At 59.0% G+C, this 22,427-nt stretch carries 15 protein-coding genes; all 15 read left to right on the forward strand.

Annotated elements, in window-relative coordinates; genetic code table 11:
* The first annotated feature begins 1 nt into the window (after position 1).
* The 15 genes from ACSEXW_RS10345 (at position 2) to ACSEXW_RS10415 (ending at position 22,353) form a co-directional block, all read left to right on the forward strand.
* Positions 2–820: a carbohydrate ABC transporter permease gene (locus tag ACSEXW_RS10345; RefSeq protein WP_438446131.1), complete on the forward strand. Its 819-nt coding sequence runs from the start codon at positions 2–4 to the stop codon at positions 818–820.
* 80 nt (positions 821–900) lie between these two features.
* Complete coding sequence (locus ACSEXW_RS10350) at positions 901–2,568, forward strand: ABC transporter substrate-binding protein (RefSeq protein ID WP_438446055.1); 1,668 nt, start codon at positions 901–903, stop codon at positions 2,566–2,568.
* 149 nt (positions 2,569–2,717) lie between these two features.
* The gene (locus ACSEXW_RS10355) at positions 2,718–4,289 is read left to right on the forward strand and encodes a response regulator transcription factor (RefSeq protein ID WP_438446056.1); all 1,572 of its coding nucleotides are present in this window, start codon (positions 2,718–2,720) and stop codon (positions 4,287–4,289) included.
* 40 nt (positions 4,290–4,329) lie between these two features.
* Entirely contained in the window at positions 4,330–6,072 is a 1,743-nt protein-coding gene (locus ACSEXW_RS10360; RefSeq protein ID WP_438446057.1) for a sensor histidine kinase, read from the forward strand.
* 178 nt (positions 6,073–6,250) lie between these two features.
* A complete protein-coding gene (locus tag ACSEXW_RS10365; protein WP_438446058.1) occupies positions 6,251–7,924 on the forward strand; it encodes an ABC transporter substrate-binding protein in 1,674 nt (557 codons plus the stop codon).
* A gap of 95 nt (positions 7,925–8,019) precedes the next feature.
* Positions 8,020–10,095 carry an alpha-glucuronidase family glycosyl hydrolase gene (locus tag ACSEXW_RS10370; RefSeq protein ID WP_438446059.1) on the forward strand — a complete coding sequence of 692 codons (2,076 nt, stop codon included), beginning with the start codon at positions 8,020–8,022 and terminating at the stop codon, positions 10,093–10,095.
* A gap of 25 nt (positions 10,096–10,120) precedes the next feature.
* Positions 10,121–11,104: an aldo/keto reductase gene (locus tag ACSEXW_RS10375; RefSeq protein ID WP_438446060.1), complete on the forward strand. Its 984-nt coding sequence runs from the start codon at positions 10,121–10,123 to the stop codon at positions 11,102–11,104.
* Between the two features lie 46 nt (positions 11,105–11,150).
* Complete coding sequence (locus ACSEXW_RS10380) at positions 11,151–12,152, forward strand: endo-1,4-beta-xylanase (protein ID WP_438446061.1); 1,002 nt, start codon at positions 11,151–11,153, stop codon at positions 12,150–12,152.
* 112 nt (positions 12,153–12,264) lie between these two features.
* On the forward strand, positions 12,265–13,842 hold the full coding sequence (locus ACSEXW_RS10385) for a glycoside hydrolase family 43 protein (protein ID WP_438446062.1): 1,578 nt from the start codon (positions 12,265–12,267) through the stop codon (positions 13,840–13,842).
* A gap of 448 nt (positions 13,843–14,290) precedes the next feature.
* Positions 14,291–15,187: a nitroreductase family protein gene (locus tag ACSEXW_RS10390; RefSeq protein ID WP_438446063.1), complete on the forward strand. Its 897-nt coding sequence runs from the start codon at positions 14,291–14,293 to the stop codon at positions 15,185–15,187.
* A 31-nt stretch (positions 15,188–15,218) separates the two neighbouring features.
* On the forward strand, positions 15,219–16,082 hold the full coding sequence (locus tag ACSEXW_RS10395) for an arylamine N-acetyltransferase family protein (RefSeq protein WP_438446064.1): 864 nt from the start codon (positions 15,219–15,221) through the stop codon (positions 16,080–16,082).
* 272 nt (positions 16,083–16,354) lie between these two features.
* Positions 16,355–17,476, forward strand: coding sequence for a rhamnogalacturonan acetylesterase (locus ACSEXW_RS10400; protein WP_438446065.1), 1,122 nt, complete (start codon positions 16,355–16,357; stop codon positions 17,474–17,476).
* Positions 17,477–17,561: 85 nt separating this feature from the next.
* On the forward strand, positions 17,562–19,343 hold the full coding sequence (locus tag ACSEXW_RS10405; protein WP_438446066.1) for a cache domain-containing sensor histidine kinase: 1,782 nt from the start codon (positions 17,562–17,564) through the stop codon (positions 19,341–19,343).
* A complete protein-coding gene (locus ACSEXW_RS10410; protein WP_438446067.1) occupies positions 19,343–20,935 on the forward strand; it encodes a response regulator in 1,593 nt (530 codons plus the stop codon). Before ACSEXW_RS10405 ends, ACSEXW_RS10410 begins: the two co-directional genes overlap by 1 nt.
* Before the next feature lie 80 nt (positions 20,936–21,015).
* Complete coding sequence (locus ACSEXW_RS10415) at positions 21,016–22,353, forward strand: ABC transporter substrate-binding protein (protein WP_438446068.1); 1,338 nt, start codon at positions 21,016–21,018, stop codon at positions 22,351–22,353.
* The last annotated feature ends 74 nt before the right edge of the window (positions 22,354–22,427 follow it).

Below are 22,427 nucleotides of genomic sequence, written 5' to 3' on the forward strand. Positions count from 1 at the left end.
CATGACGCTTGTCGTCGTTGCGACCCTATACCCCTTCTTGTATCTGGTCGCCCAATCGTTCAGCTCGGAAGCAGCCGTATATGCAGGGAAGGTCAGTATCTTCCCCGTGGATTTTACAGATAAGACGTATCGGGTCATTCTGAGCAAGCCGGATTTCTTCCGTTACTACGGCAATACCATCCTGTATTCCGTCCTGGGCACCATCATCTCCGTCGGCGCTACGGCCGTCATGTCCTATCCGCTGTCGAAGGACCGGCTGCGTCTGAATAAATTCTTCATTCCCTTCGTGCTGTTCACCATGTACTTCGGCGGCGGACTGATCCCCAACTATCTGCTGGTGGCCAAGACGCTGCACATGCGGGACACGATGTGGGCGATCATCATTCCGGGGGCCATCAGCGCCTTCAACGTCATCCTCGTAAAGACCTTCTTCGCCAACCTTCCCAACGAGCTGGAGGAGTCGGCGACCGTAGACGGCCTCGGCATCTACGGGATCTTCGTCCGGATCGTGCTTCCGCTGTCGAAGCCGATCTTGGCCACTATGGTCCTGTTCAGCATGGTCGGCATCTGGAACAACTGGTTCGGACCGTCTCTCTTCCTGGATGCGAAGGAAAAATGGCCTGTCGCCCTGTACCTGCGCCAGATCATCGACAGCACGATCAATACCGATGCCAGCGCCAACACCGAGACGGCGGCCCAGATTGCCGCAACCGTCAAATCCTGCGCCATGGTGCTGACTTCCCTGCCGATCATCTGCATCTATCCCTTCGTGCAGAAGTACTTCGTACAGGGCATGATGATTGGAGCCGTCAAAGGCTAAGGTGTCCGATATAGCCGGAAGGGCCACCCGCCCTTCCGTTATATACCCCAAAAAATATATAGTTGAAAGGGCGGTACTGAATGAAAAGAGCCTCCAAAGCAGTAGGGGTCGTATTGGCAGCAGCCATGGCTTTCGGGACGACGGCATGTACAAGCGACAAGAACGAATCGTCCAGCAGCACGTCTCCCAGCACGTCTCCAGCAGCAAGCGCCGGAGCTAACCTGGGCTACACCTTCGGAGAGGGCAAGAGCTTCCGTTCCAATGAACCGGTAACCTACTCCATGATGTTCAGCGATCAGCCGACCTACCCGTTCAAGAAGGACTGGAGGATCTGGACGGCGTTGGCCGAGAAGACCAACGTATCGTTAGACGTTAACGTCATTGCCTCTTCGGAATACGAGAACAAAAAATCCCTGCTCGTCAACAGCGGCGACGCTCCGTTCATCATTCCCAAGACCTATGATGAATCCGCTTACGTAGCTGGCGGACAGATCGTGGCCATCAGCGATTGGGTGCAGTATATGCCGAACTTCCAGAAGGCCATCAAGGATTGGGGCATGGATAAGGACTTGAAGCAGAAGCTGAAGTCGGACGGCAAATATTATGTACTGCCCGGCATGTGGGAAGGAGCCGGCGCTGGCTATTCCTATATGATCCGCAAGGACGTCTTCGACAAGGCCGGAGTCGACGTCAAAGCGTTGGAGGGCAAGTGGACCTATGAAGAATTCTATCAAGCGCTGAAGAAGGTTAAGGAAGCCACCGGCGCCAAATATGTGATCTCCGATGAATTCATGGGGAAATCCACGCTGAGCATCGCTGCCGTAGCGTATGGCGTAACTGGCGGATGGGGACTGGCCAACGGAACTCGCTTCAATGAGCAGACGAAGCAGTTCGAATTCGCCAACTCCACCAACGACTTCAAGGAGTATGTGACCTTCCTGAACAAGCTGGTGAAGGAGGGGCTGATGGATCCGGAATCGTTCACCCAGGACGACAAGACCGCCCAATCCAAGTTCTATAAGGGCGACTCGCTGGTGATGAACGCCAACTATCAGATTCTGGCCGACTCCAAGACCAAGATGCAGGTTCCGAATGCCGAGCTGTACATGGTGGTGCAGCCGGGCGGTCCGAAGGGCTTGCTGCAGATCGAGACCAGCCGTCTGGAGAACGGGGTCATGATCAGCCAGAACGCGCTGAAGAAGCTGGGCAAGGACAAATTCATCCAAATGCTGCGTTTCGTAGACTGGCTCTGGTATTCCGATGAAGGCCAAACCTTCAGTCTGTGGGGTGTGGAGGGCGAGACCTATACGAAGGACGCCAGCGGCACCATCACCCTGAAGCCGGACATCCAATTTAACGGCATGAACCCGACTGCAACGAAGAAATTGAACGTAGACTATGGCTTCGGCGGCGGCAACTTCGCTTACGGCGGTACGAACAAGCTGAGAATGTCCAAGATGACGGAAGGCGAGAAGGACTATCTGAACCGGATTCTGAATACGCGGAAGCCGAGAACCCTAGCCCCGCCGATTATGGGTAACCCGACCGAAAGCGAGCAGATGACTCTGATCTCCAAGCCGCTGATGGATTATGTGGATACCATGACCCTGAAGTTCGTTACCGGCCAAGCCAGCATCCAGAACGATTGGAATGCTTATGTCGCCCAGACCGAAACCCTCGGCGCTTCCCGCTACATCAAGATGTCGAACGATATCTTCAACAAAACGAAGAGCTTGCTGGGTTATTAAGTGTAAGCCTGCACGATTCGAACCGCTTCCGCAGCCCGGAGGCGGTTCTTCCTGTTTGGAGAGGACACCTCTCTAGCGGAGCGGGAAATCTATTTGCTTCCCGGCGAATCGGAGCTATAATTTAGGTGTTCGCAGGGAGGAGAGTGCCGATGTATAAGGTCATGCTGGTGGATGACGAGATGTTCGTGCGGCAAGGTCTTCGAAGCCTTATGGATTGGGAATCGCTGGGCTACTCGGTAGCCGGAGAAGCAGAGAATGGGGAAGAGGCTCTTCAGCTGATCCGGGACATTGACCCGGACTTGGTGATTACGGATATCCGCATGCCGGTCCTGGACGGTCTGGAGCTGATCAAGCGCGTATCGGAGGAGACGGTTCACGATCCGTCCTTCATTATCGTAAGCGGTTACCATGATTTCAAATATGCTCAGCAAGCCATCCGGTACGGGGTCCACGATTACGTGCTGAAGCCCATCGACGAAGTCGAGCTGGCGTCGACCCTGCGGAAGCTGGCCAAGAGTCTGGGCAGTAAGAGATGGGCCAGGCGGGGGAAGGACAAGTCCATGCCGGACAGCATCCTGGAGGGCTTGATCACGGGTGAGATCGGCGCGGAGGAGGCCGGGGAGTATGCATCGGCGCTTCCCTGCAGAGCGGATTCCCGGTTTGTGTACGTCATTGCGGAGCGTTCGGCCAAGCCTCCGGCATCGGAATCCGGGGAGGCGTTGTACCGGAAGGCCGCCCATGCCCTGTCCGGATATATGGAGTTGGGCGGTGATGCTCCGCTGCAGGAGCTGCAGCATGGCCGCTTCGGCTTCCTCTTGAACCCTGCTCCCGAGATCAAGACGGACGGCCGGGAGGGGGAGCAGTTCTGGAGCTCGGTCCGATCCGCCCTGGTTCGGGCCTTGGAGACCCCGGTCACGCTCTATGCAGGACAGACGGTTTTCCATCTGACGCAGGTGAAGATGAGCCACGATGCGGCGCAGCAGGCGCTTCAGCACCGGTTCGCCGAGGAAGGCTCGGCCGTCATCCGATGGGAGTCAGTCCACAGCAAGCCGCTTCATCCGTACGACGTGGAGCAGGAGCTGGTCGACAAGGTGCTGGAGCGGGTGGAGGAGAATAACAAGCGGGGCTACGAGGAAGCGCTGGAATCCATCTTCCGGCACTTCAAGTCCAGCCGGTTCACGCCCTCCGCCGTCTTCAGCTCCCTGAACCGCTGCGTCATGGCGGTGCTGAAGGTGATTCGGGCCATGGACGGAAGCGAGGAGAATGCTCCCGTCGTCAGGGAGCTTCAGGAAGCGCAGAGCCAGCCCGTTACCCTGAAGGAGCTGAAGGAGATGGCGGGCGGCTTCATTGCCGAAGCGGCGGACCGCATTGCCCAGCTCCGCAAGGAGCAGAGTAAGGGCGGCATCGAGAAGATCAAGAAATATATCGAAACCCACTATACCGAGAACATCAGCCTGAAGAGCATCGCCGCCCAATTTTATATGAACCCGGTATATTTGGGCCAGCTTTTTCGCAAAACCTACGGGGTGTACTTCAACGATTTCCTGCTGCATCTTAGGGTCCAGGAAGCGAAGAAGCTTCTCCGCCAGACGGACATGAGAATGTACGAAATTGCGGAGAAGGTCGGTTTTCAGAATGCGGATTATTTCGTCACCCAGTTCGAGAAGCTGGAGCAGGTCACACCGACGGAATACCGGAACAAGCTGCTGGGTCGGTCCTGATAGACGGTGACAGAAGAAGACAAGAGAAGAAGGTGCGCCCGTGCGAAGACTTCATCTGAATAACATCCGGCTCCGGAACAAGCTGCTCTTGATGTATGCGGTCTCCGTCTTCATTCCCATCGTGCTGACGAACGTGTTCTTCTATTCGGTCACGATGTCCAACATCCGCAACCAGAAGATCCATGATGCCACCATCCAGATGGAAAAGCTGCATAGAGAGCTTCAGTCCATCATAGACGGTGCGGTGGGCATCTCGTACAATTACTACACCGATCTGGAGCTGAACGAGGTGCTGGACCGGGATTTCGGCAGTACCTATGAATATATTGAAGCGTACAACGAATATTTGCGGAACATCTTCGCCCGGTATACACAGGCCAGCCAGACGGTGAAATGGCTGGAGATCTATACGGAGAATCCGACGGTGATGGCTTCGGGCAATGTCCAGCTGATCACCGAGGAGGTCCGGAACACCTATTGGTACAAGGAGTACTCGAAGAACAAGCTTCCCTATCCGATGCTGATCGCCAATCGGGGGGAATTCAGCCTCGTACAGCGGCTGGACAATTCCCCGGGGAATATCACTAGGGGCTCCCGGCTGGTGAAGCTGGATCTGAACATGAACACGCTCCGCCATACCTTCGAGAACTCCAGCTTTGCCGGAGAGCTGTATTTTACGGGACCGGACGGGATCATCCAGTTGAGCAACGACAATGCCTCGGGGTGGCAAGCAGGCAACGTGGCCTATGCGGACCTGAAGCTTCCCAAGAAGTCCATTCCCTTCAAGCTGGACTATGCCAATTCCAACTACCTGAATAATTGGTCCATCCGGGGCGTCATGGATGAGCGGGTCATGCTGGAGGAGGTCATGAAATCGAGGATGTTCGTCATCTATCTGGCCTTGGCCAACTTCGTCGTGCCCACCGTGTTCCTGGCTTCCATGTCCCGATCCATTCATGTCCGGCTGGTCCGGATCCTGAAGCACATGAAGAAGGTGAAGAACCAGAGCTTCGAGCCGATCCCCCATGCGGAATATACGGATGAGATCGGCCAATTGACGGAGGAATTCAACCGCATGACCCTTCAGATCAAAAGCCTGATCCATGACGTCTACATCGCCGACATCCAGAAGAAGGATCTGGAGCTCCGGCAGCAGGAGGCCCAGCTGCATGCGCTCCACAGCCAGATCAACCCCCACTTTCTCTTCAACGCACTGGAGACGATCCGGATGCGGAGTCAGATCAAGGGGGAGTATGAGACAGCGAAAATTATCCAGAATATGGCTAAGATGTTCCGGAAATCCATATCCTGGAGCCGGGATTGGGTGACCGTACAGGAGGAGCTGGAGCTGATCATATGCTTCCTGGAGATTCAGAAGTACCGCTTCGGTGATAAGCTGGAGTACATGCTGGAGGCCGATGATGAGGTGCGCCAATACCGGATTCCCAAGATGACCTTGATTCCCTATGTGGAGAATGCCAGCATTCATGGGGTGGAATCTTCGCCCGGCAAGGGAACGATCCGAATCTCCATTCAGGCGGAGGAAGACAGCCTTCTGTTCCGGTTAAGCGACAACGGAGCCGGCATGACCCCGGAGAAGCTGGAGGAGGTCGTCAGCTACTTGAAGGGTGACGACACCATGGGCGAGCATGTAGGGATGAAGAATGCTTATACCCGTCTCCTGATGTGCTTCGGCGACTCCTTCGAGTTCCGGATCGCAAGCATCTGGGGAGAGGGAACGGAAGTCAGGATCCGGATGCCTTTGGTTGGCAAGAATATATAAGAATAAGGGGGGAGGACGCGCGAAGATGCAGGTTAATTGCATGCCGACGCGTTTTTTCTCTTACCTATGGTTTTCAAAGTAGATCCTAAAGTTTCCGTATCCACTAGGTAAACGTTTTCCTGCTATACTGAAAGTGCTTACAGACAATCCCAACACTCTCGAAAGGGGAAGCAAAGAGATGGTGAAGAAGAGAATCGCTGTCTTCGGCTTGGCGGCGGCACTGTCCGTTGCGGCGGCGGGATGCGGAGGAAGCAATGCCGATAAGGGAGCGGAGTCAGGCTTGTCCCAAGCCGCGGACGACCTGAAGCCCGTTACGTTCACTTATTTCGGCTTCGGGGCGGAGAAGGACGTCATCGCCAGCAACACCGTCATCGGCAAGGAGCTGCAGAAGCAGACCGGTGTGGATTGGAGGATGGAATTTCTGGTCGGCGACAACAACACGAAGGCGGGAGTGATGATCGCCTCCGGCGATTACCCGGACGTCATCGTGCCAGAGAGCCAGATCGACAAGCTGCTGGATGCAGGAGCCTTCATCGCGCTGGACGACCTGATCGAGAAATACGGTCCCAACATCAAGCGGGTATACGGACCTTATATGGATAAGTTCAAAGCCAAGGACGGCAAGCACTACTTCCTGCCCTACAGCGCCAATCAAGGGTATATCAACGACCCGAACATCAGCCAGGGCGCATTCTGGATTCAGCGCTCCGTACTGAAAGAATTCAATTACCCCAAGATCAAGACCGTGGACGAATACTTCGATCTGATCAAGCGCTACAAGGAGAAGTATCCGCAGGTCAACGGCAAGGACACCATCGGCTTCGTCTCCTTCGCTGGCTCCAAGGACACCTTGTACACGCTTCAGAATCCGGCGGCCCATCTGGCCGGCTACCCGAATGACGGGGGCGTCACCGTCGATTTGAAGACCTTAGAGGCCAAGATCGTGGCCGGTACGGACAACCAGAAGAATTGGCTCAAGAAGCTGAATGAGATCAACGCAGAAGGCTTGTTCGACCCGGAGTCCTTCGTCATGAACAAGGATCAATACTTAGCCAAGCTGACCTCCGGCCGGGTGCTGGGCTACTTCAACTATGCCTGGCAGGTCGGGGAAGCCACCAACTTTCTGAAGAAGGCCGGCATCGATGAGAAGCGCTACGCGCCGCTGCCCATCGTTTTCAACCGGGACATCAAGGACCAATACGTCGATCCGCCCGCCTTCGTCAACAACCGTGGAATCGGCATCTCCGTTCGGGCGAAGGACCCCGTCCGCATTATCAAGTACTGGGATAACCTGCTGAAGGAGGAGAACCAGATTCTGGTGCAGTGGGGCATCAAGGGCGAGACCTATTCGGTGAACGAGAAGGGCCGTTACTATCTGACCCCCGAGCAGAAGCGCAAGCAGGACGATACGGACTTCAAGCGCTCCTTCGGCTTCCAGTACTTCAACTACAACTGGCCGCGGTACGGCAACTATTCCCTGCTCAAGGACGGCAACGCCTATGCGGTGGGCAACCAGCCGGAAGTGGCGGCCATGGGCTATACCGAGGGGGATAAGAAAGTGCTGGAGACATACGGGGCAAGTACCTGGACGGAGATGTTCGCCAAGCCTGACGAGCGGAAGTGGTACCCGGCCTGGTCCATCAATCTGGGGCAAGGGACCCCGGAGCAGATCTTCACCCAGAAATCCGATGACCTTCAGATGAAATACTTTCCGAAGCTCGTCCTGTCCAAGCCCTCCGAATTCGAAGCCATCTGGACCCAGTACGCGGCGGAGCTGGGCAAGCTGGATAAAAAAGCGTACGAATCTACGGTGACCAAGGTCGTGAAGGACCGTGTAGCGGGCATATGGTAAGGATCGGAATTAATTTGTGCAAGGGATGACGGTCGGCGGTATGAAGGATTAAGCTGTCCCATCGTTAAAAAGTGGCTAACAGGAGGCAGATGATCATGAAGAACAAAGGCTACCAGGCTTGGCTGGGATATAGGATTCCGGCGGAGCAGCCGGCAACGGCCCGGTACGGGCATTATTTGGGACGGCTCGTCACGTCCCTGGAGGGGCGCCAAGGGCCGGGAGGCACGGCTTGCGCCGAGCTGCTGGAAGGCATCGAAGCATCCCTGGGACGGCGTCCGCAGATCCTTGGGGAGCTGGACGCGAACCCCGCGCTGGTGATTGGCGTGCTGGGGGAAACGGCGGAGCTCGGGCCGGATGCCCTCGGCATGAAGACGCCGGAGGTGCTTCCTCCGGAAGGATACCGGATCCTAACGGTCCGCGGACAGAGCGGCGGTCCCGACTATATCGCTCTGGCGGGAGGATCGGAGAGCGGCCTGCTGTACGGGGCATTCCATTTCCTGCGCCTCCTCCGGACGGGAGCCGGCCTGGAAACGCTGGATATCCGGGAGGCCCCCCGCAATCGGCTGCGGATGATCAATCAATGGGACAATATGGATGGCAGCGTGGAGCGCGGCTATGCCGGGCGGTCTATCTTCTACAAGGACGGGCAGGTGCTTGCCGGCTCGCAGCGGATCCGCGATTATGCCCGGCTGCTGGCTTCCGTCGGGATTAACGGCATCTCCATCAATAATGTGAACGTTCACCGGACCGAGACGCTGCTCCTGACGGAGCTTTACCTGCCGGATGTGGCTCGGGTGGCGGCGGTGTTCCGGGATTACGGCATCCGCCTGTATCTGAGCGTCAACTATGCAGGCCCGCTGGAGCTGGGCGACACGGACACGGCGGATCCGCTGGACCCGTCGGTCCGCTCCTGGTGGCAGGCCAAAGCGGCGGAGGTGTACCGGTACGTGCCGGACTTCGGCGGATTCCTCGTCAAGGCGGATTCGGAGAACCGTCCGGGGCCCTTCACCTACGGCCGGGACCATGCGGACGGCGCCAACATGCTGGCGGGAGCGCTGGAGCCGTACGGGGGAATCGTTCTCTGGCGGTGCTTCGTGTACAATTGCCATCAGGATTGGCGGGACCGGATGACGGACAGAGCGCGGGCCGCGTACGACCACTTCAAGCCGCTGGACGGCCGGTTCAAGGATAATGTGATTCTCCAGATCAAGAACGGTCCTATGGACTTCCAGGTCCGGGAGCCGGTCTCGCCTCTCTTCGGCGCGATGGCACACACCAATCAGGTGATGGAATTCCAGATCACCCAGGAATATACGGGCCAGCAGAAGCACGTATGCTATCTGGTGCCGCAATGGAAGCAGGTGCTGGATTTCGACACCCGGCTTGCCGGGGAAGGCTCCACGGTGAAGAGGATTGCTGCCGGAGAGGTGTATCCCTATGCGTACAGCGGCTTCGCCGCTGTCTCGAATATCGGGGATGACGCCAACTGGACGGGGCATCATCTGGCCCAAGCCAACCTGTACGGGTACGGGCGCTTGATCTGGAATCCGGAGCTGGAGGCGGAGGAGATTGCAGACGAATGGACCCGGCTGACCTTCGGCCCGGAGCCGGCGGTATTGGATACGGTGAAGGGCTTCCTGATGGAATCCTGGCCCATCTATGAGAAGCTTACCTCGCCGCTCGGCGTGGGCTGGATGGTGACCCCCCATTACCACTACGGTCCTGACGTGGATGGGTATGAGTATTCCAAGTGGGGAACCTATCATTTCTCGGACTGCCGGGGAATGGGAGTGGACCGGACCGTTGCGACGGGAACCGGGTATACCGGCCAGTACACGCCGGAGGTCGGAGCGGTGTATGAAGACTTGGAGACCTGCCCCGATGAGCTGCTGCTGTTCTTCCATCACGTGCCGTACACCCATCGGCTGAAGTCGGGCAAAACGGTCATCCAGCACATCTATGACACCCACTTCGAGGGCGTGGAGCTGGTGGAGAAGTGGAGAAGCGCCTGGCTGGCCCTGGAGGGCAAGGTGGATGCGGAGCGCTTCTCCGAGGTGAGGGAGCGCCTCGACGTGCAGCTGGAGAGCGCCTGCCAATGGCGGGATGTGATCAATACCTACTTCTACCGCAAGTCCGGGATTCCGGATGCAGGCAGCCGTACGATCTATTAATCGAATCAATCAAGGAGGATGGAGCATGAGATACCGGGCATTAGGTAACACAGGCATGGAGGTCAGCGAGATCAGCTTCGGCACATGGGCTATTGGAGGCTCGTGGGGAGACAAGGATGATGCGGAATCCCTCCGGTCGCTGGAGGCTGCCATGGAGGCCGGAGTCAATTTCTTCGATACGGCGGACGTTTACGGCGACGGGCACAGCGAGAAGCTTCTGTCCCAGGCCACCAGGGGGAAAGAGGACCGGATCCATATCGCCACCAAGTTTTGCCGCAGAGGCGATATCGGGGATCCCCGAACGTATTCGGAGGAAACGGTCCGGGCCTATTGCGAGGACAGCCTGAAGCGGCTTGGCCGGGAGCGGATCGACCTGTACCAGATTCACTGCCCGCCCATCGAGATTCTGCGGGATGGCCGTGTCTTCGGCGTGCTGGACCGCTTGAAGGAGGAAGGCAAGATTCGGGCCTACGGCGTCAGCGTGGAATCCGTGGAGGAAGGGCTCCTCTGCTTGGAGCAGCCGGGCGTGCAGGCGCTGCAGGTCATCTTCAACCTCTTCAGGCAGAAGCCGCTGGAGCAGCTTTTTCCGCTGGCGCGGGAGCGGGGTGTGGGAATCCTGGTCCGGCTTCCGCTGGCCAGCGGTCTTCTGACGGGCAAGTTCACGGCGGCCTCCACCTTCGCGGCGGACGACCACCGGAGCTTCAACCGGAACGGGGACAGCTTCAACGTAGGCGAGACCTTCGCCGGCCTTCCCTTCGAGAAGGGCGTGGAGCTGTCGGAGGAGCTGCGCTGGATCGCCGAAGGGCGCGGCAGCATGGCAAGAGCCGCCCAGCGCTGGATTCTGGAAGCGCCTGAGGTCAGCTGCATCATCCCCGGCTTCAAGAACCGGACCCAGGTGGAGGAGAACCTGAAGGCGCTGGATACGCCCGGCTATTCGGAGGAAGAACGGCAGCGGCTGGCAGGCTTCTACCGGGAGCGGGTGCTCCCGCATATCCGGGGGCCTTACTGATCGGCTGAGAGGTGTATGGAATGAGAGAGGAGCTGGGTGACAACAGATGGACAAGAAACCGGTCCCCGCTTTGCGGGATACGTATAGGGAGTATTTTGACATCGGGGCAGCCGTTAATCTGGAGACGATCGTCTCTCAGAAGGATGTGCTGACGGCCCATTTCAACAGCATTACGGCGGAGAACGACATGAAGTTCGAGCGCGTCCATCCGGAGGAGGACGTGTACACCTTCGAGGCGGCGGACCGGATCGCGGACTTCGCTGCGGCCCACGGCATGAAGCTGCGCGGGCATACGCTGGTGTGGCACAACCAGACGCCGGACTGGGTATTCGCCGGCAAGGATGGGCGGCCGGCGGACCGGGAGACGCTGCTGGCCCGCATGAAGGACCACATCGACACCGTCGTGGGACGCTATAAGGGCATTGCCTACGCGTGGGATGTGGTGAACGAGGCGGTGGAGGACAAGGCGGACGTTTGGCTGCGCAGGTCCCCGTGGCTGGATCTCATCGGAGAGGATTTCATCGCCAACGCCTTCGAGTTCGCCCATGCCGCCGATCCCCAGGCCGTTCTGTTCTATAACGATTACAACGAGTGCCAACCGGAGAAGCGGGACAAGATTATTCGGCTGGTCCGCGGGCTGAAGGAGCGGGACGTGCCGATCCACGGCGTGGGGCTGCAAGGGCATTGGAACCTGTATGGCCCGTCGCTGGATACCATCCGTGAGGCCGTCGAGCAGTATGCTGCCCTGGGGCTGCAGCTGCAGATCACCGAGCTTGACCTCTCCGTCTTCGAGTTCGAAGACCGGCGGACGGACCTTCTGGCGCCGACGCCGGAGATGGTGGAGCGGCAGGAGGAGCTGTACGAGAAGGTGTTCGCCCTGTTCCGCGAATACAAGGAGGTGCTGACGGCCGTGACCTTCTGGGGCGCCTCGGACGACTACACCTGGCTGGACGGTTTCCCGGTCCGCGGCCGGAAGAACTGGCCCTTCGTCTTCGACGTGAACCATCAGCCCAAGGGCTCGTTCTGGAAAATATCGGACTTCCGGTAGACCGCCGGTTGTCCGACCCGCACCCCGGGACCGGAGAAGCCTCCGGTTGCGGATAAGGACGGAGAGTGCGCCGGCTTCAGCCTGCGGGACCGAATTTAAGGGAGGGATTGTAATGAAGTATCGGAATCCGGTGCTGCCGGGCTATTATCCGGACCCCAGCGTCATCCGGGTGGGTCTGGATTATTACATGGTGACCAGCACGTTCGAATACTTCCCGGGCGTGCCGGTGTTCCACAGCCGGGACCTGGTGACTTGGCGGCAAATCGGCCATGTGCTGACCCGACGGAGCCAAGTGGACCTTCTGAGCCGCAAGAGCTCCGCAGGCATCTACGCCCCGACGATTCGCCATCATAACGGGACGTTCTACATGATTACAACGGACGTTCGGGGCATCGGCAATTTCTACGTGACGGCGTCAGACCCGGCAGGCCCTTGGTCGGACCCCGTGCCCGTGCCACACGGCAATATCGATCCCTCCCTCTTCTTCGATGACGACGGGAAGGTGTATGTCACCACCCAGATGGGGGAGGGGCTCGACTCCCATATCATTCAGTACGAGATCGACATCAAGACGGGGGAAGCGCGGTCGGAGCCGGTGGCCATCTTCCACGGGGACGGCGGCGTATGGTGCGAAGGCCCGCACTTGTACAAAATCCATGGCGTCTACTATCTGATCGCCGCCTCGGGCGGTACGGGCAAGGACCACCGGGAGATCGTGGGCCGCAGCACTTCGCCCTACGGTCCCTTCGAGCCGATGTCCCGCCCGATGCTGACCCATAACGGATTGCCGGAGCATCCGTTCCAGAATCTGGGGCATGCGGAGCTGGTGGAGGACCACCGGGGCGGCTGGTGGGCCTTCTTCCTGGGCACCCGTCCGGTAGAGGGACGCTACAGCGTACTGGGCCGGGAAACCTTCCTGGCCCCGGTAACCTGGACGGAGGACGGGTGGCCGATGGTGGACTCCAACGAGGGCACCGTTGGAGCGTTGATGGAGGCGGAAGAGCTGCCGGAGCGGCTTCCGCCCGGGTATGATGCCGATGCGCCGTCGGTGCATCGGACGGTATTCTCGCCGGACCAGGAGCTGGGTCCGGAGTGGTGTTATGTGCGCCGGGAGCCGGAGGCGGGAGCCGTGTCCCTGGCAGCGCGGCCCGGGTGGCTCGCGCTGGCCGGGGGCCGGGACACGCTGTCCGCCGGGGCCGGACACGCGGCGCACTACCTCTGCCGCAGGCAGCAGCACCGCCGGGCCCGGCTGGAGACGGCGATGGATTTTCGCCCGCTGCAGGCAGGGGACCGGGCGGGGCTGGCGGTCCGCATCAGCGACCGGACCCACTACACGCTGACGCTGGGGCAGGCGGAGGAGCCGGGCGGCGGGTTAGCCGTCACGGTGGCGTCGTCCGTCCGGGGAGAGGTCCGCACGGAGGCCGTGGCCCCGGTCTCCCCGGGATCGGACGGCGCTCCGCTTCGGCTGGCCATCCGGGCTGATGCGGAGGTCTACGAGTTCCTCTGCTCCGGTGACGGGGAGACCTGGACCCGCTTATGCGCGCTGCCGGCCTGCCACCTATCCTCCGAGTATGATTCGGGCTTCACGGGCGTGACTCTGGGACTCTATGCGGTCAGTCCCGGGTCCGGCTCTGAGCGGGCCACAGCGTATTATCGGTACGCGGAGTACTTGGGCGCGAATGAGGATTGAACGGCGGGACGCCTATAGCGAGGCGCTTCCGAATCGATGGGGCTGAACCGGTGCTTGCCGGTTCGGCCTTTTTTGTACCTTCTCTGCGGGAAGCACGGTTCCGGGCCGAAGCGTAATCCAGCCAAAGGCATGAATGCCGTTGGTTGCCCGGTTCGATCACAAAGTCTGAGATCAAGGGCAAATATGCCGCTTGTCACCCTATAGAGTGAGAATGGGGATTCCCGCCACCTGATGAAAGGCAAAAATACCGTTCATCGCGTCCGCTGAAGGGGAACAGGATGAACGAGGGGCAAATATGCCGTTGATCCGACGGCAGAGCTAACCCGTGACCCTTCGCGGTGGGGAAGTCCCTTCAGAGCCCCTTCAGGTGACGGCCAGTCGGGTTGACCGAGTGTTTGCAGAACCTCCATTTGACGGGCCTCCCGGGCTTCCGCATAATGAGGAAGATATGGATGAAGATGGAGCGGAGCTGATGACGATGAAGCAAGCGGTTAACGGCACCAAGAGTATCCTCGACGTGATCCGGGTGCGCCGGTCGGTGCGGAACTTCGAGAACGTCCCGGTCACCCCGGAGGATTACCGGCGGATGGAGGCAACCCTTCGGGATGACGCCCTGCTGAAGGGGCCGCTGGGTACCCAAGTGCGAGTGGAGCTGGTACGGGTCACCAAGGACGTGTCGGATAAGGGCGTCAAGCTGGGCACGTATGGCATCATCCGGAACCCGAAGGCCTATCTGATCGGCATCATGACCGGCAAAGGGAGGAAGGAGCTGCTGGACTTCGGCTGGGCGTTCGAGCGCCTGATTCTGGCCCTGACGGAAATGGGCATCGGCACCTGCTGGATGGGAGGCACCTTCAACCGGAATTCCTTCGAGAAGGAGCTGGAGCTGGCCGACGGGGAATGGATCCCCTGCATCACGCCCGCCGGGTATACGAAAGAGCAGAAGGGGCTGCTGGAATCCGCCATGCGCTATATGGTGAAGGCGGATCAGAAGAAGGAATGGAGCGAGCTGTTCTGCCTTGGCTCCTTCGGTAATATACTGACCGAGGAACTGGCCGGACCATGGGCGGTTCCCGTCGAGATGGTGCGGCTGGGACCCTCCGCATCCAACAAGCAGCCCTGGCGGCTGGTGGTGGCGGAGGACCGGAAGGCGGTCCACTTTTATCTGGCGCATACCCCTCGGTACAGTGAGGTCATGCAGCAGATTGACATGGGCATAGCCATGTGCCATTTCGAGCTGGCCTGCCGGGAGCTGGGGCTGGACGGCGCTTGGTCGGAGACTGACCCGGGCATCGGGCTCCCCAACGGACAGACGGAATACGTCATCAGCTGGAAGCAAATCTAGCATCGTCTAAAAAAGGAGAGGACGCGTCTATATGTTGCTCACCCGTGAAGAGACTCTGGCCTACCTGCGGAGGATCGGCATCTCCGGCATGGAAGCCCCAAGCCTGCCGTTTCTGTTCGAGCTGCACCGGGCTCATGTGTCGCACCTTCCGTGGCAGACCCTGGATATCTATGCCGGCCGGCCCGCCACCATGGACGTGAAGGAATCCGTCGGCCTGATCCTCTCCAACCGCAGCGGGTACTGCTTTCAGTTGAACGGCGCCTTCGGCACGCTGCTCCGGACACTCGGGTACCGGGTTGCCTGGCACCGAGCTGGCGTCCAGCCGCTTGGGAAGGAGCCCCGCGTGGATTCCTTTCATCTGGGCATGACCGTCGAGCTGGAAGGGCAAGACGGAGGGACCGAGAGATGGATCGTGGATGGGGGGCTGGGCGATATGCCTTACGAGCCGCTCCCCTTGAAGGCAGGAAGCTGCGTTCAGGGGCCGTTCACCTACCGGGTTGAAGACTCTGCCGCCGTCATGGGCGGCTGGCGCATGGTGCACGACCCACAGGTCTCGTACACGGGAGTAGACGTGGCGCCGGAGGCGGTGACCGACCTGTCGGTCTTCCATGAGAACCATGCTTTCTACAGCCGCTCCCCCCAGTCGCCTTGGGCCGATGTGTTCCTGCTGCGGCTCAGGAACGAAGACGGGATGAATGAGCTGCGGGGCTGCGTGTGGAGAAGCTGGAGCCGGGACGGTGCCGCCACGGTGGAGCTGGAGTCCAAGCGGAATTGGCTGGAGGCGCTGGGGACCGTGTTCCGGGAGCCGCTGGTCCGCTACGGCTCCGCCGACCGGGACGCCCTGTGGAACCGGGTCAGAAGCAGCCACGAGCGCTGGAAAAGGGAAGTGCGCTGACCGGTATGGACGCCTGATGTGGTTCGTCCGGAGGGGAGATGCCTGCATGAGGGAGCAGGACACCACCGGATCAATCAGAAGCAGCACTGGATACGTCCGGTGCTGTTTTTTTTCAACCTGAACGGTGGTACTTAGGGTCGTCCGGTTCCCGAATAAATGACAGAGGAACACTGTTTTTTGCATTGTAGGGGAGACGGGAGGCCGATACAATGGGGGTATCCTGTTCAAAGCTCAATTGCCGTATAATTCCAGAAACAAAGGAGACAACAATCATGAAGCGAGAATTCAAATTCGATTTCGGCACCGCCTCCGCAGGCGCGGCAGAAGGGTATACGAAGATCACGGCCGATACCGTCTACGATCCGACCGCAGGCTGCGGTTTTGTTGCCGGTGCCGGCCGCGTCTACGCTAAGGACCGGGGAGAATCCGCTGCAGCCTTGAAGCGTGACTTCGTCATCCCGCTCGAAGCGGTGTTCCTCGTGGACGTTCCGGACGGCACCTACCAGGTGACCCTGATGGCCGGAGACGACATCACAGAGACCGAAACCACCGTGAAGGCCGGCGAGGGACGTCTCATGGTGCTGAAGCACCGCACCTCCGCCGGGCAGTATGCGACCCATGCCTTCTCCGTGTGGGTGACCGACGGCAAGCTCCGCTTGGCCTTCAGCGGTCTGGCCCCTCGGGTGAACGCCGTGGAGATCGCGCCGCGGGACACAGCCGTGACCCTGTTCCTGGCAGGCGATTCGACCGTGACGGACCAGCCGGCCGAAGGGTGGCCGTACACCGGCTGGGGACAGATGCTCCCCAAGTGGCTCAAGGCTGACGTCGCCGTCGCCAATTATGCCTTGTCCGGCCGCAGCTCCAAGAGCTTCATCTCCGAGGGTCATCTGGACAAGATCTGGGCTCGTATGAAGCCCCAGGATTACCTCCTGATCCAGTTCGGCCATAACGACCAGAAGGCGGACGAGGAGCGTCACACCGATCCGTTCACCACCTACAAGGAGACGCTCAAGCTTTACATCGACGGCGCCCGGTCCCGCCAAGCCGTTCCGGTGCTGGTCACCTCGGTTCAGCGGCGCTTCTTCGATGCCGAAGGACGGTTGATCGACACCCACGGGGACTATCTGACGGCCATGCGGGAGCTGGCGCAGGAGGAAGGCGTTCCCCTCGTGGATCTGGCCGAGAAGAGCCGGCGCCTGTTCGAGGAGCTGGGGCCGGAGGAGACCAAGAAGCTGTTCCTCTGGGCGGTGCCCGGAGAGTATATCAACCATCCGAACGGCGTGGAGGACAATACGCACTTCCATGAGCTGGGCGGCATACGCGTGGCGGAGCTGGTGGCCGAGAGCTTGAAGGAGCTGGGGCTCCAGCCGCTCCGGATGTATCTCAGATTCTGACAAGGAGGATTAGGGGGTCTTCCGTTGAAGAAGATAGGAGCGTCCGAAGGCACCGCAGCCGCGGACCCGGAAAGGAGACAATCCCTTGAAACGCTCCCTCTTCTCCATCGGCCCCTTATTCCGGAACATGAGAATCAAGCATAAGCTCTTCGTTCTGATCCTGTTCATCATGGCCTTCAGCTACGCCATGACCTATACAGTGCTGCAATATGCTTATTCCATCTATGACGAGCAGCTGTACGGCAAGTCCTCCCAGGTGCTGAATCTGTCCTCCAGCAGCATCGAGAACGAGCTGCGCCGCATTGAGAACCTGACCTTCAACATCGTGACGGACCCGACCATCCAGACCAAGCTCCTCGAGGTCATGAATACGCCTTCCGAATATGAGCAGTTCAAGTATCGTGAGAAAACCGTGGAGCGCCTCGCCCAATTTGCCGGCACCGAAAAATACGCCATCTCCGCCAATCTGTTCGATCTCGAGGGCTATGTCTACACGGGCGGCCGGGTGCCGAACTGGACCGAGGAGATGAAGAAGGACATCTGGGATGCGGCCAACGCGGCTTCGGGCGGCATGGCCTGGGTCTACCCGGAGGATTCGGATACCGGCCTGTTGGCCGTCCGGCTAGTCCGCTCCTACAATTCCAACCTGTCCTTGGACCTGCAGACCTTGGGCGTGGTGGCCATCCGGGTTCGGTTGAGCCAGATCGCCGAGGATGTGCTCCGGGGCACCGAGGTTGGCTCAGGTGAGCTGCAGATCGCGGCCGGGTCCCGATACATCTATCCCCGCGGGACGAGCCAGACTCCGTGGCCCCTTGCCGCGACGGCGAGCCAGCCCGGCTCCGGCTATGAGATCAAGCATATCAACGGCCACCAGGTTTTCGTGTCCCGGGTGAATTCTCCCTATACGGGGTGGACGTACTACAGCACGATCCCTTTTGACACCATATTCGAACGGATCGTCTGGATGAAAAGCATGCTGGTTATCGTCTTCTCTATCAGCCTGGTGGTGATGATTGTCATCGCCATGCGGGTGGCTCGTAATATTACCGTGCCCATCGAAGGCTTGATCGGGCGGATGAAGCAGGTGCAGAAGGGGGACTTCACCCTGGCGGATCTTCAAGAGCCGGCACCGGGGACCCCGCTGCCGAAGGACGAGGTGGGCCAGCTCCACCGGACCTTCCGCATCATGATCCAGCAGATCGACGAGCTGATTACGGAGAACTACGCCAAGCAGCTGACGATCAAGGACTCTCAATTCAAGGCGCTCCAGGCGCAGATCAATCCCCACTTTCTGTACAACACCCTTGAATCCATCAACTGGGAGGCCAAGGTGGCGGGCCAGCAGCAGATCTCCCGGATGGTGGAATCCTTGGGCTTCCTGCTGCGCAGCTCCATCAGCCAGAAGCAATCCATCATCACGGTGGGCCAGGAGCTGGATATCATCCGCCACTACCTGACGATCCAGATGACCCGGTTCGAGGACAGGCTGGTGTTCGAGCAGGATGTGTCGCCTCTTGTCTATTCCTGTCCGATCCCCAAGCTGACGCTCCAGCCGCTGGTGGAGAACGCCATCGTCCATGCGCTGGAGCACATGGTGGACCCTTGTACGATCTCCATCCGCTCCTACGAGCGCGAGGATGGGGTAATGATCAGCGTGGAAGACAACGGACCGGGCATGTTTCCCGAGCAGCTGGAGCGGGTGGCCCGGGGCGAGGTCCAATCCAAGGGCAATGGCATCGGAATGTCCAATATCCGGGACCGGCTCCAGCTGGCCTTCGGGGAGGCGTACAGCCTCCAGATCGAGAGCGAGCCGGGCCGGGGAACCCGGGTTTCCATCCTAATCCCTTATGAACGGAGTGATTCGTGATGTACCGAGTACTCCTCGTCGACGACGAGAAAATCATCCTGAACGGCATCTCCCGTATCGTCAACTGGGAAGCCTGCGGCACCGAGCTGGCCGGTACGGCACGCAACGGGCTTGAGGCCTTCGACTTCATCGGACAGTCCGCGCCCGACATCGTGATCAGCGATATCCGGATGCCGGGGATGGACGGACTGGAGCTGGCGGCGAAGATCCGGGAGCGGCATCCTGAGATCAAGATCATCCTCTTGTCCGGGTTCAGTGAATTCGATTACGCCAAGGCCGCTATGCAGTACGGGGTGCGCCATTACCTGCTGAAGCCCTGCAATGAGAACCAGATTGAAGAGGCGCTGCGGGAAGTCGTGGAGGAGCTCCGGCAGACGGAGGGGCGGGAGCAGTTCATTCAGAACCTGAAGTACGGTCTGGAGAAGGTCATGCCCCACGTGAAGGAACAATTTCTGAAGGAATTCGTGACCAATAAGACATATGGAAGCCGGGATTGGGAATATTATTGTAAGCTGTTCGATTTGAAGGTGGACGGCCGTAAAGTCCGGTTGGCGCTTTTTCAGCTGGAGGGGAGCTTCGAGTTCGAGCATCTGTTCGCGGTCAAGAATATTGCGGAGGAGATTCTGGAGCGCCCGCTGCTCAGCTCTACGGTGGGCGAGCACGTGCTGATTCTGCTGGAGGACGAAGGCCCGTCCTCGGATCTGCTGCAGCGGCTGTCGAAGGTGCGGGATACTTTCCGGCAGTACTACAAGATCGATCTGACCATTGCGCTGAGCGAGCCGGGAGAGATGTCCCGGACGCGCAGGCTGTATAAGCAGACGCTGGAGTGCTTGAACCACCGCTTCTATCTGGGCGAGGGAAGCCTGATCACGGCCCGGGATATCGAGATTGCGGATACGGGGGTGCCCAAGGAGCTGATCTTCGACGAGGAACAGCTGCTGCTGGCCGTGAAATCCGGCCACTGGGAGGACGCGGAGGCCGAGCTGGACCGGTTCTTCCGGCAGCTGGCGGAGCTGCGGCTCGACATGCATACGGCCAAATCCTATGTGATCCAGACCTACACGGCGGTCATCCGCTTGTCCGGACAGGAGAACATCAACCGGTACATGGCGGAGCTGGTGCCGCTGCTCGGACTGGATACGCTGCAGGGCATCCAGCAGCTGTTCAAGGGAGTGGCGAAGGAGATCTCCCTCCGCTTTTATGAACAGAACCGGACCAAGCATTCGGCCATCATCGACAAGGTGCTGGACATCATCGGGGAGCACCTGGGGAACCCGGAGCTGTCGCTCAATTGGGTGGCGCACAAGATGCTCTATATGAATGCCGATTACCTCGGGAAGCTGTTTAAGAAGGAGACGGGGGAGAAGTTCTCCAACTATGTGATCAAGATGCGCGTCGCGAAGGCGGCTGAACGGATCGCCCGGCAGGATGATATCCGGATTTTCGAGCTGGCGGAACAGCTGGGATTCGGCGACAACCCCCAATATTTCAGCCAAGTGTTTAAAAAATATGTCGGATGCACCCCCTCCGAATATATGAAATCCCCCTCACAACTCGGTTTTTTAAACAAGGATGACGGTTTTTTGGATTAAAAACGGTGGCGAAATCGGGGATAATAAGGACTGTAAGCACTTTCAACAAACGAAGCGCCTATTACGGGGGAGGAATGAAAGTGAAAAAGACAATAACGGCACTGGTATCTGCAGCCTTGCTGGTAACAGCTGCAGGCTGCGGCAGCAGCGACAAGAATGATAAATCCGCAAGCAGTGCGGCTCCGGCAGGTACAGCAGCAGCTACGAAGGCACCTGACAAGAAAGAGCCCGTCAAAATCCGCATTGCCTGGTGGGGAGGCCAATCCCGCCACGATTATACGTTGAAGGTTATCGAGATGTACAAGCAGTTGAATCCGCATGTGACCATCGAAGCGGAATACGCACCTTTTGATGACTATTGGAAGAAGCTTGCCCCCCAAGCGGCGGCCAACCAACTTCCCGACATCATCCAGATGGACGTCTCCTACCTGACCCAATACGGCGGCCGGGACCAATTGGAAGACCTGACCCCCTACATCAAGAGCGGCTCCTTGAACGTCGCTGACGTCAGCGAGAACGCCCTGTCCGGCGGTAAAGTCGGCGGCAAGCTGGTCGCAATGAACCTGGGCGTTAACGCGCTGTCCACCATGATGGACACCACCCTCTTGAAGAAGATCGGCGTTGACGTACCGAAGGAAGGCTGGACTTGGGACGATCTGGACAAGATCGCCGAGAAGACCAAGGCGGCGGGCAAGATCATGGGCGGCATGCGCCATGACGTATTCTTCCCGTACTACCTGCGGACGCAAGGCCAGAAGATGTATGCAGAAGACGGCACTGCGCTGGGCTACTCCGACGACAAGCCGTTCGTGGAATACTTCAAGCGTTACCAGAAGTGGTATGATTCCGGCGTGCTGCTGACCCTGGACAAGGAAGCTACCAAGAAGGGCACCCCGGAAGAGGACGAAATGGTTATGGGCAACTCCATCTCCTCCGTCCAATGGTCCAACCAGTACCTGGGCCTCGTGAACGCTGCCAAGCGCGAAGGAATCGAGCTTCTTCCGATGGCGGGTCCGAATGCCAACAAAGGTTTGTACCTGAAGCCGTCCATGTACTTCTCCATCACCAAGAACTCCAAGGTGAAGGAAGAGGCCGCCAAGTTCATCAGCTACTGGATCAACGACGTCGAAGCGAACAAGATCATCAAGGCGGACCGCGGTATTCCGGTTTCCTCCAAGGTGAAGGATGCTCTGAAGCCGACGCTGTCCCCTGCTGAAGCCAAGGTATTCGACTATGTAGCATGGGCTGACAAGAACTCCAGCCCGATGGATCCTCCGAACCCGGTCGGTTCCATTGAGGTGGAGAAGCTTCTGAAGGATATCAGCGAGCAGATCCTCTACAAGAAGATCTCCGTCGAAGACGCTGCCGCCAAGTTCCGCAAGGATGCCAACGCCATCCTGGCGAAGAACAAAAAATAATCGCGCCGCCCGGTTCCGGGCGCGTACAACAAGACGCCTTCGTCCCCAAGGGGATGAAGGCGTCTTTGTTTGTG

It is taken from the genome of Oryzibacillus soli, assembly GCF_051594765.1.
In the GTDB taxonomy this organism is placed as follows: Bacteria; Bacillota; Bacilli; order Paenibacillales; family NBRC-103111; genus Paenibacillus_AR.

Coding starts and splice junctions, on each gene's coding strand:
- ACSEXW_RS10345 (WP_438446131.1), top strand. CDS start 2: ATGACGCTTGTCGTCGTTGCGACCCTATACCCCTTCTTGTATCTGGTC.
- ACSEXW_RS10350 (WP_438446055.1), top strand. CDS start 901: ATGAAAAGAGCCTCCAAAGCAGTAGGGGTCGTATTGGCAGCAGCCATG.
- ACSEXW_RS10355 (WP_438446056.1), top strand. CDS start 2,718: ATGTATAAGGTCATGCTGGTGGATGACGAGATGTTCGTGCGGCAAGGT.
- ACSEXW_RS10365 (WP_438446058.1), top strand. CDS start 6,251: ATGGTGAAGAAGAGAATCGCTGTCTTCGGCTTGGCGGCGGCACTGTCC.
- ACSEXW_RS10370 (WP_438446059.1), top strand. CDS start 8,020: ATGAAGAACAAAGGCTACCAGGCTTGGCTGGGATATAGGATTCCGGCG.
- ACSEXW_RS10375 (WP_438446060.1), top strand. CDS start 10,121: ATGAGATACCGGGCATTAGGTAACACAGGCATGGAGGTCAGCGAGATC.
- ACSEXW_RS10380 (WP_438446061.1), top strand. CDS start 11,151: ATGGACAAGAAACCGGTCCCCGCTTTGCGGGATACGTATAGGGAGTAT.
- ACSEXW_RS10385 (WP_438446062.1), top strand. CDS start 12,265: ATGAAGTATCGGAATCCGGTGCTGCCGGGCTATTATCCGGACCCCAGC.
- ACSEXW_RS10390 (WP_438446063.1), top strand. CDS start 14,291: ATGGATGAAGATGGAGCGGAGCTGATGACGATGAAGCAAGCGGTTAAC.
- ACSEXW_RS10395 (WP_438446064.1), top strand. CDS start 15,219: ATGTTGCTCACCCGTGAAGAGACTCTGGCCTACCTGCGGAGGATCGGC.
- ACSEXW_RS10400 (WP_438446065.1), top strand. CDS start 16,355: ATGAAGCGAGAATTCAAATTCGATTTCGGCACCGCCTCCGCAGGCGCG.
- ACSEXW_RS10410 (WP_438446067.1), top strand. CDS start 19,343: ATGTACCGAGTACTCCTCGTCGACGACGAGAAAATCATCCTGAACGGC.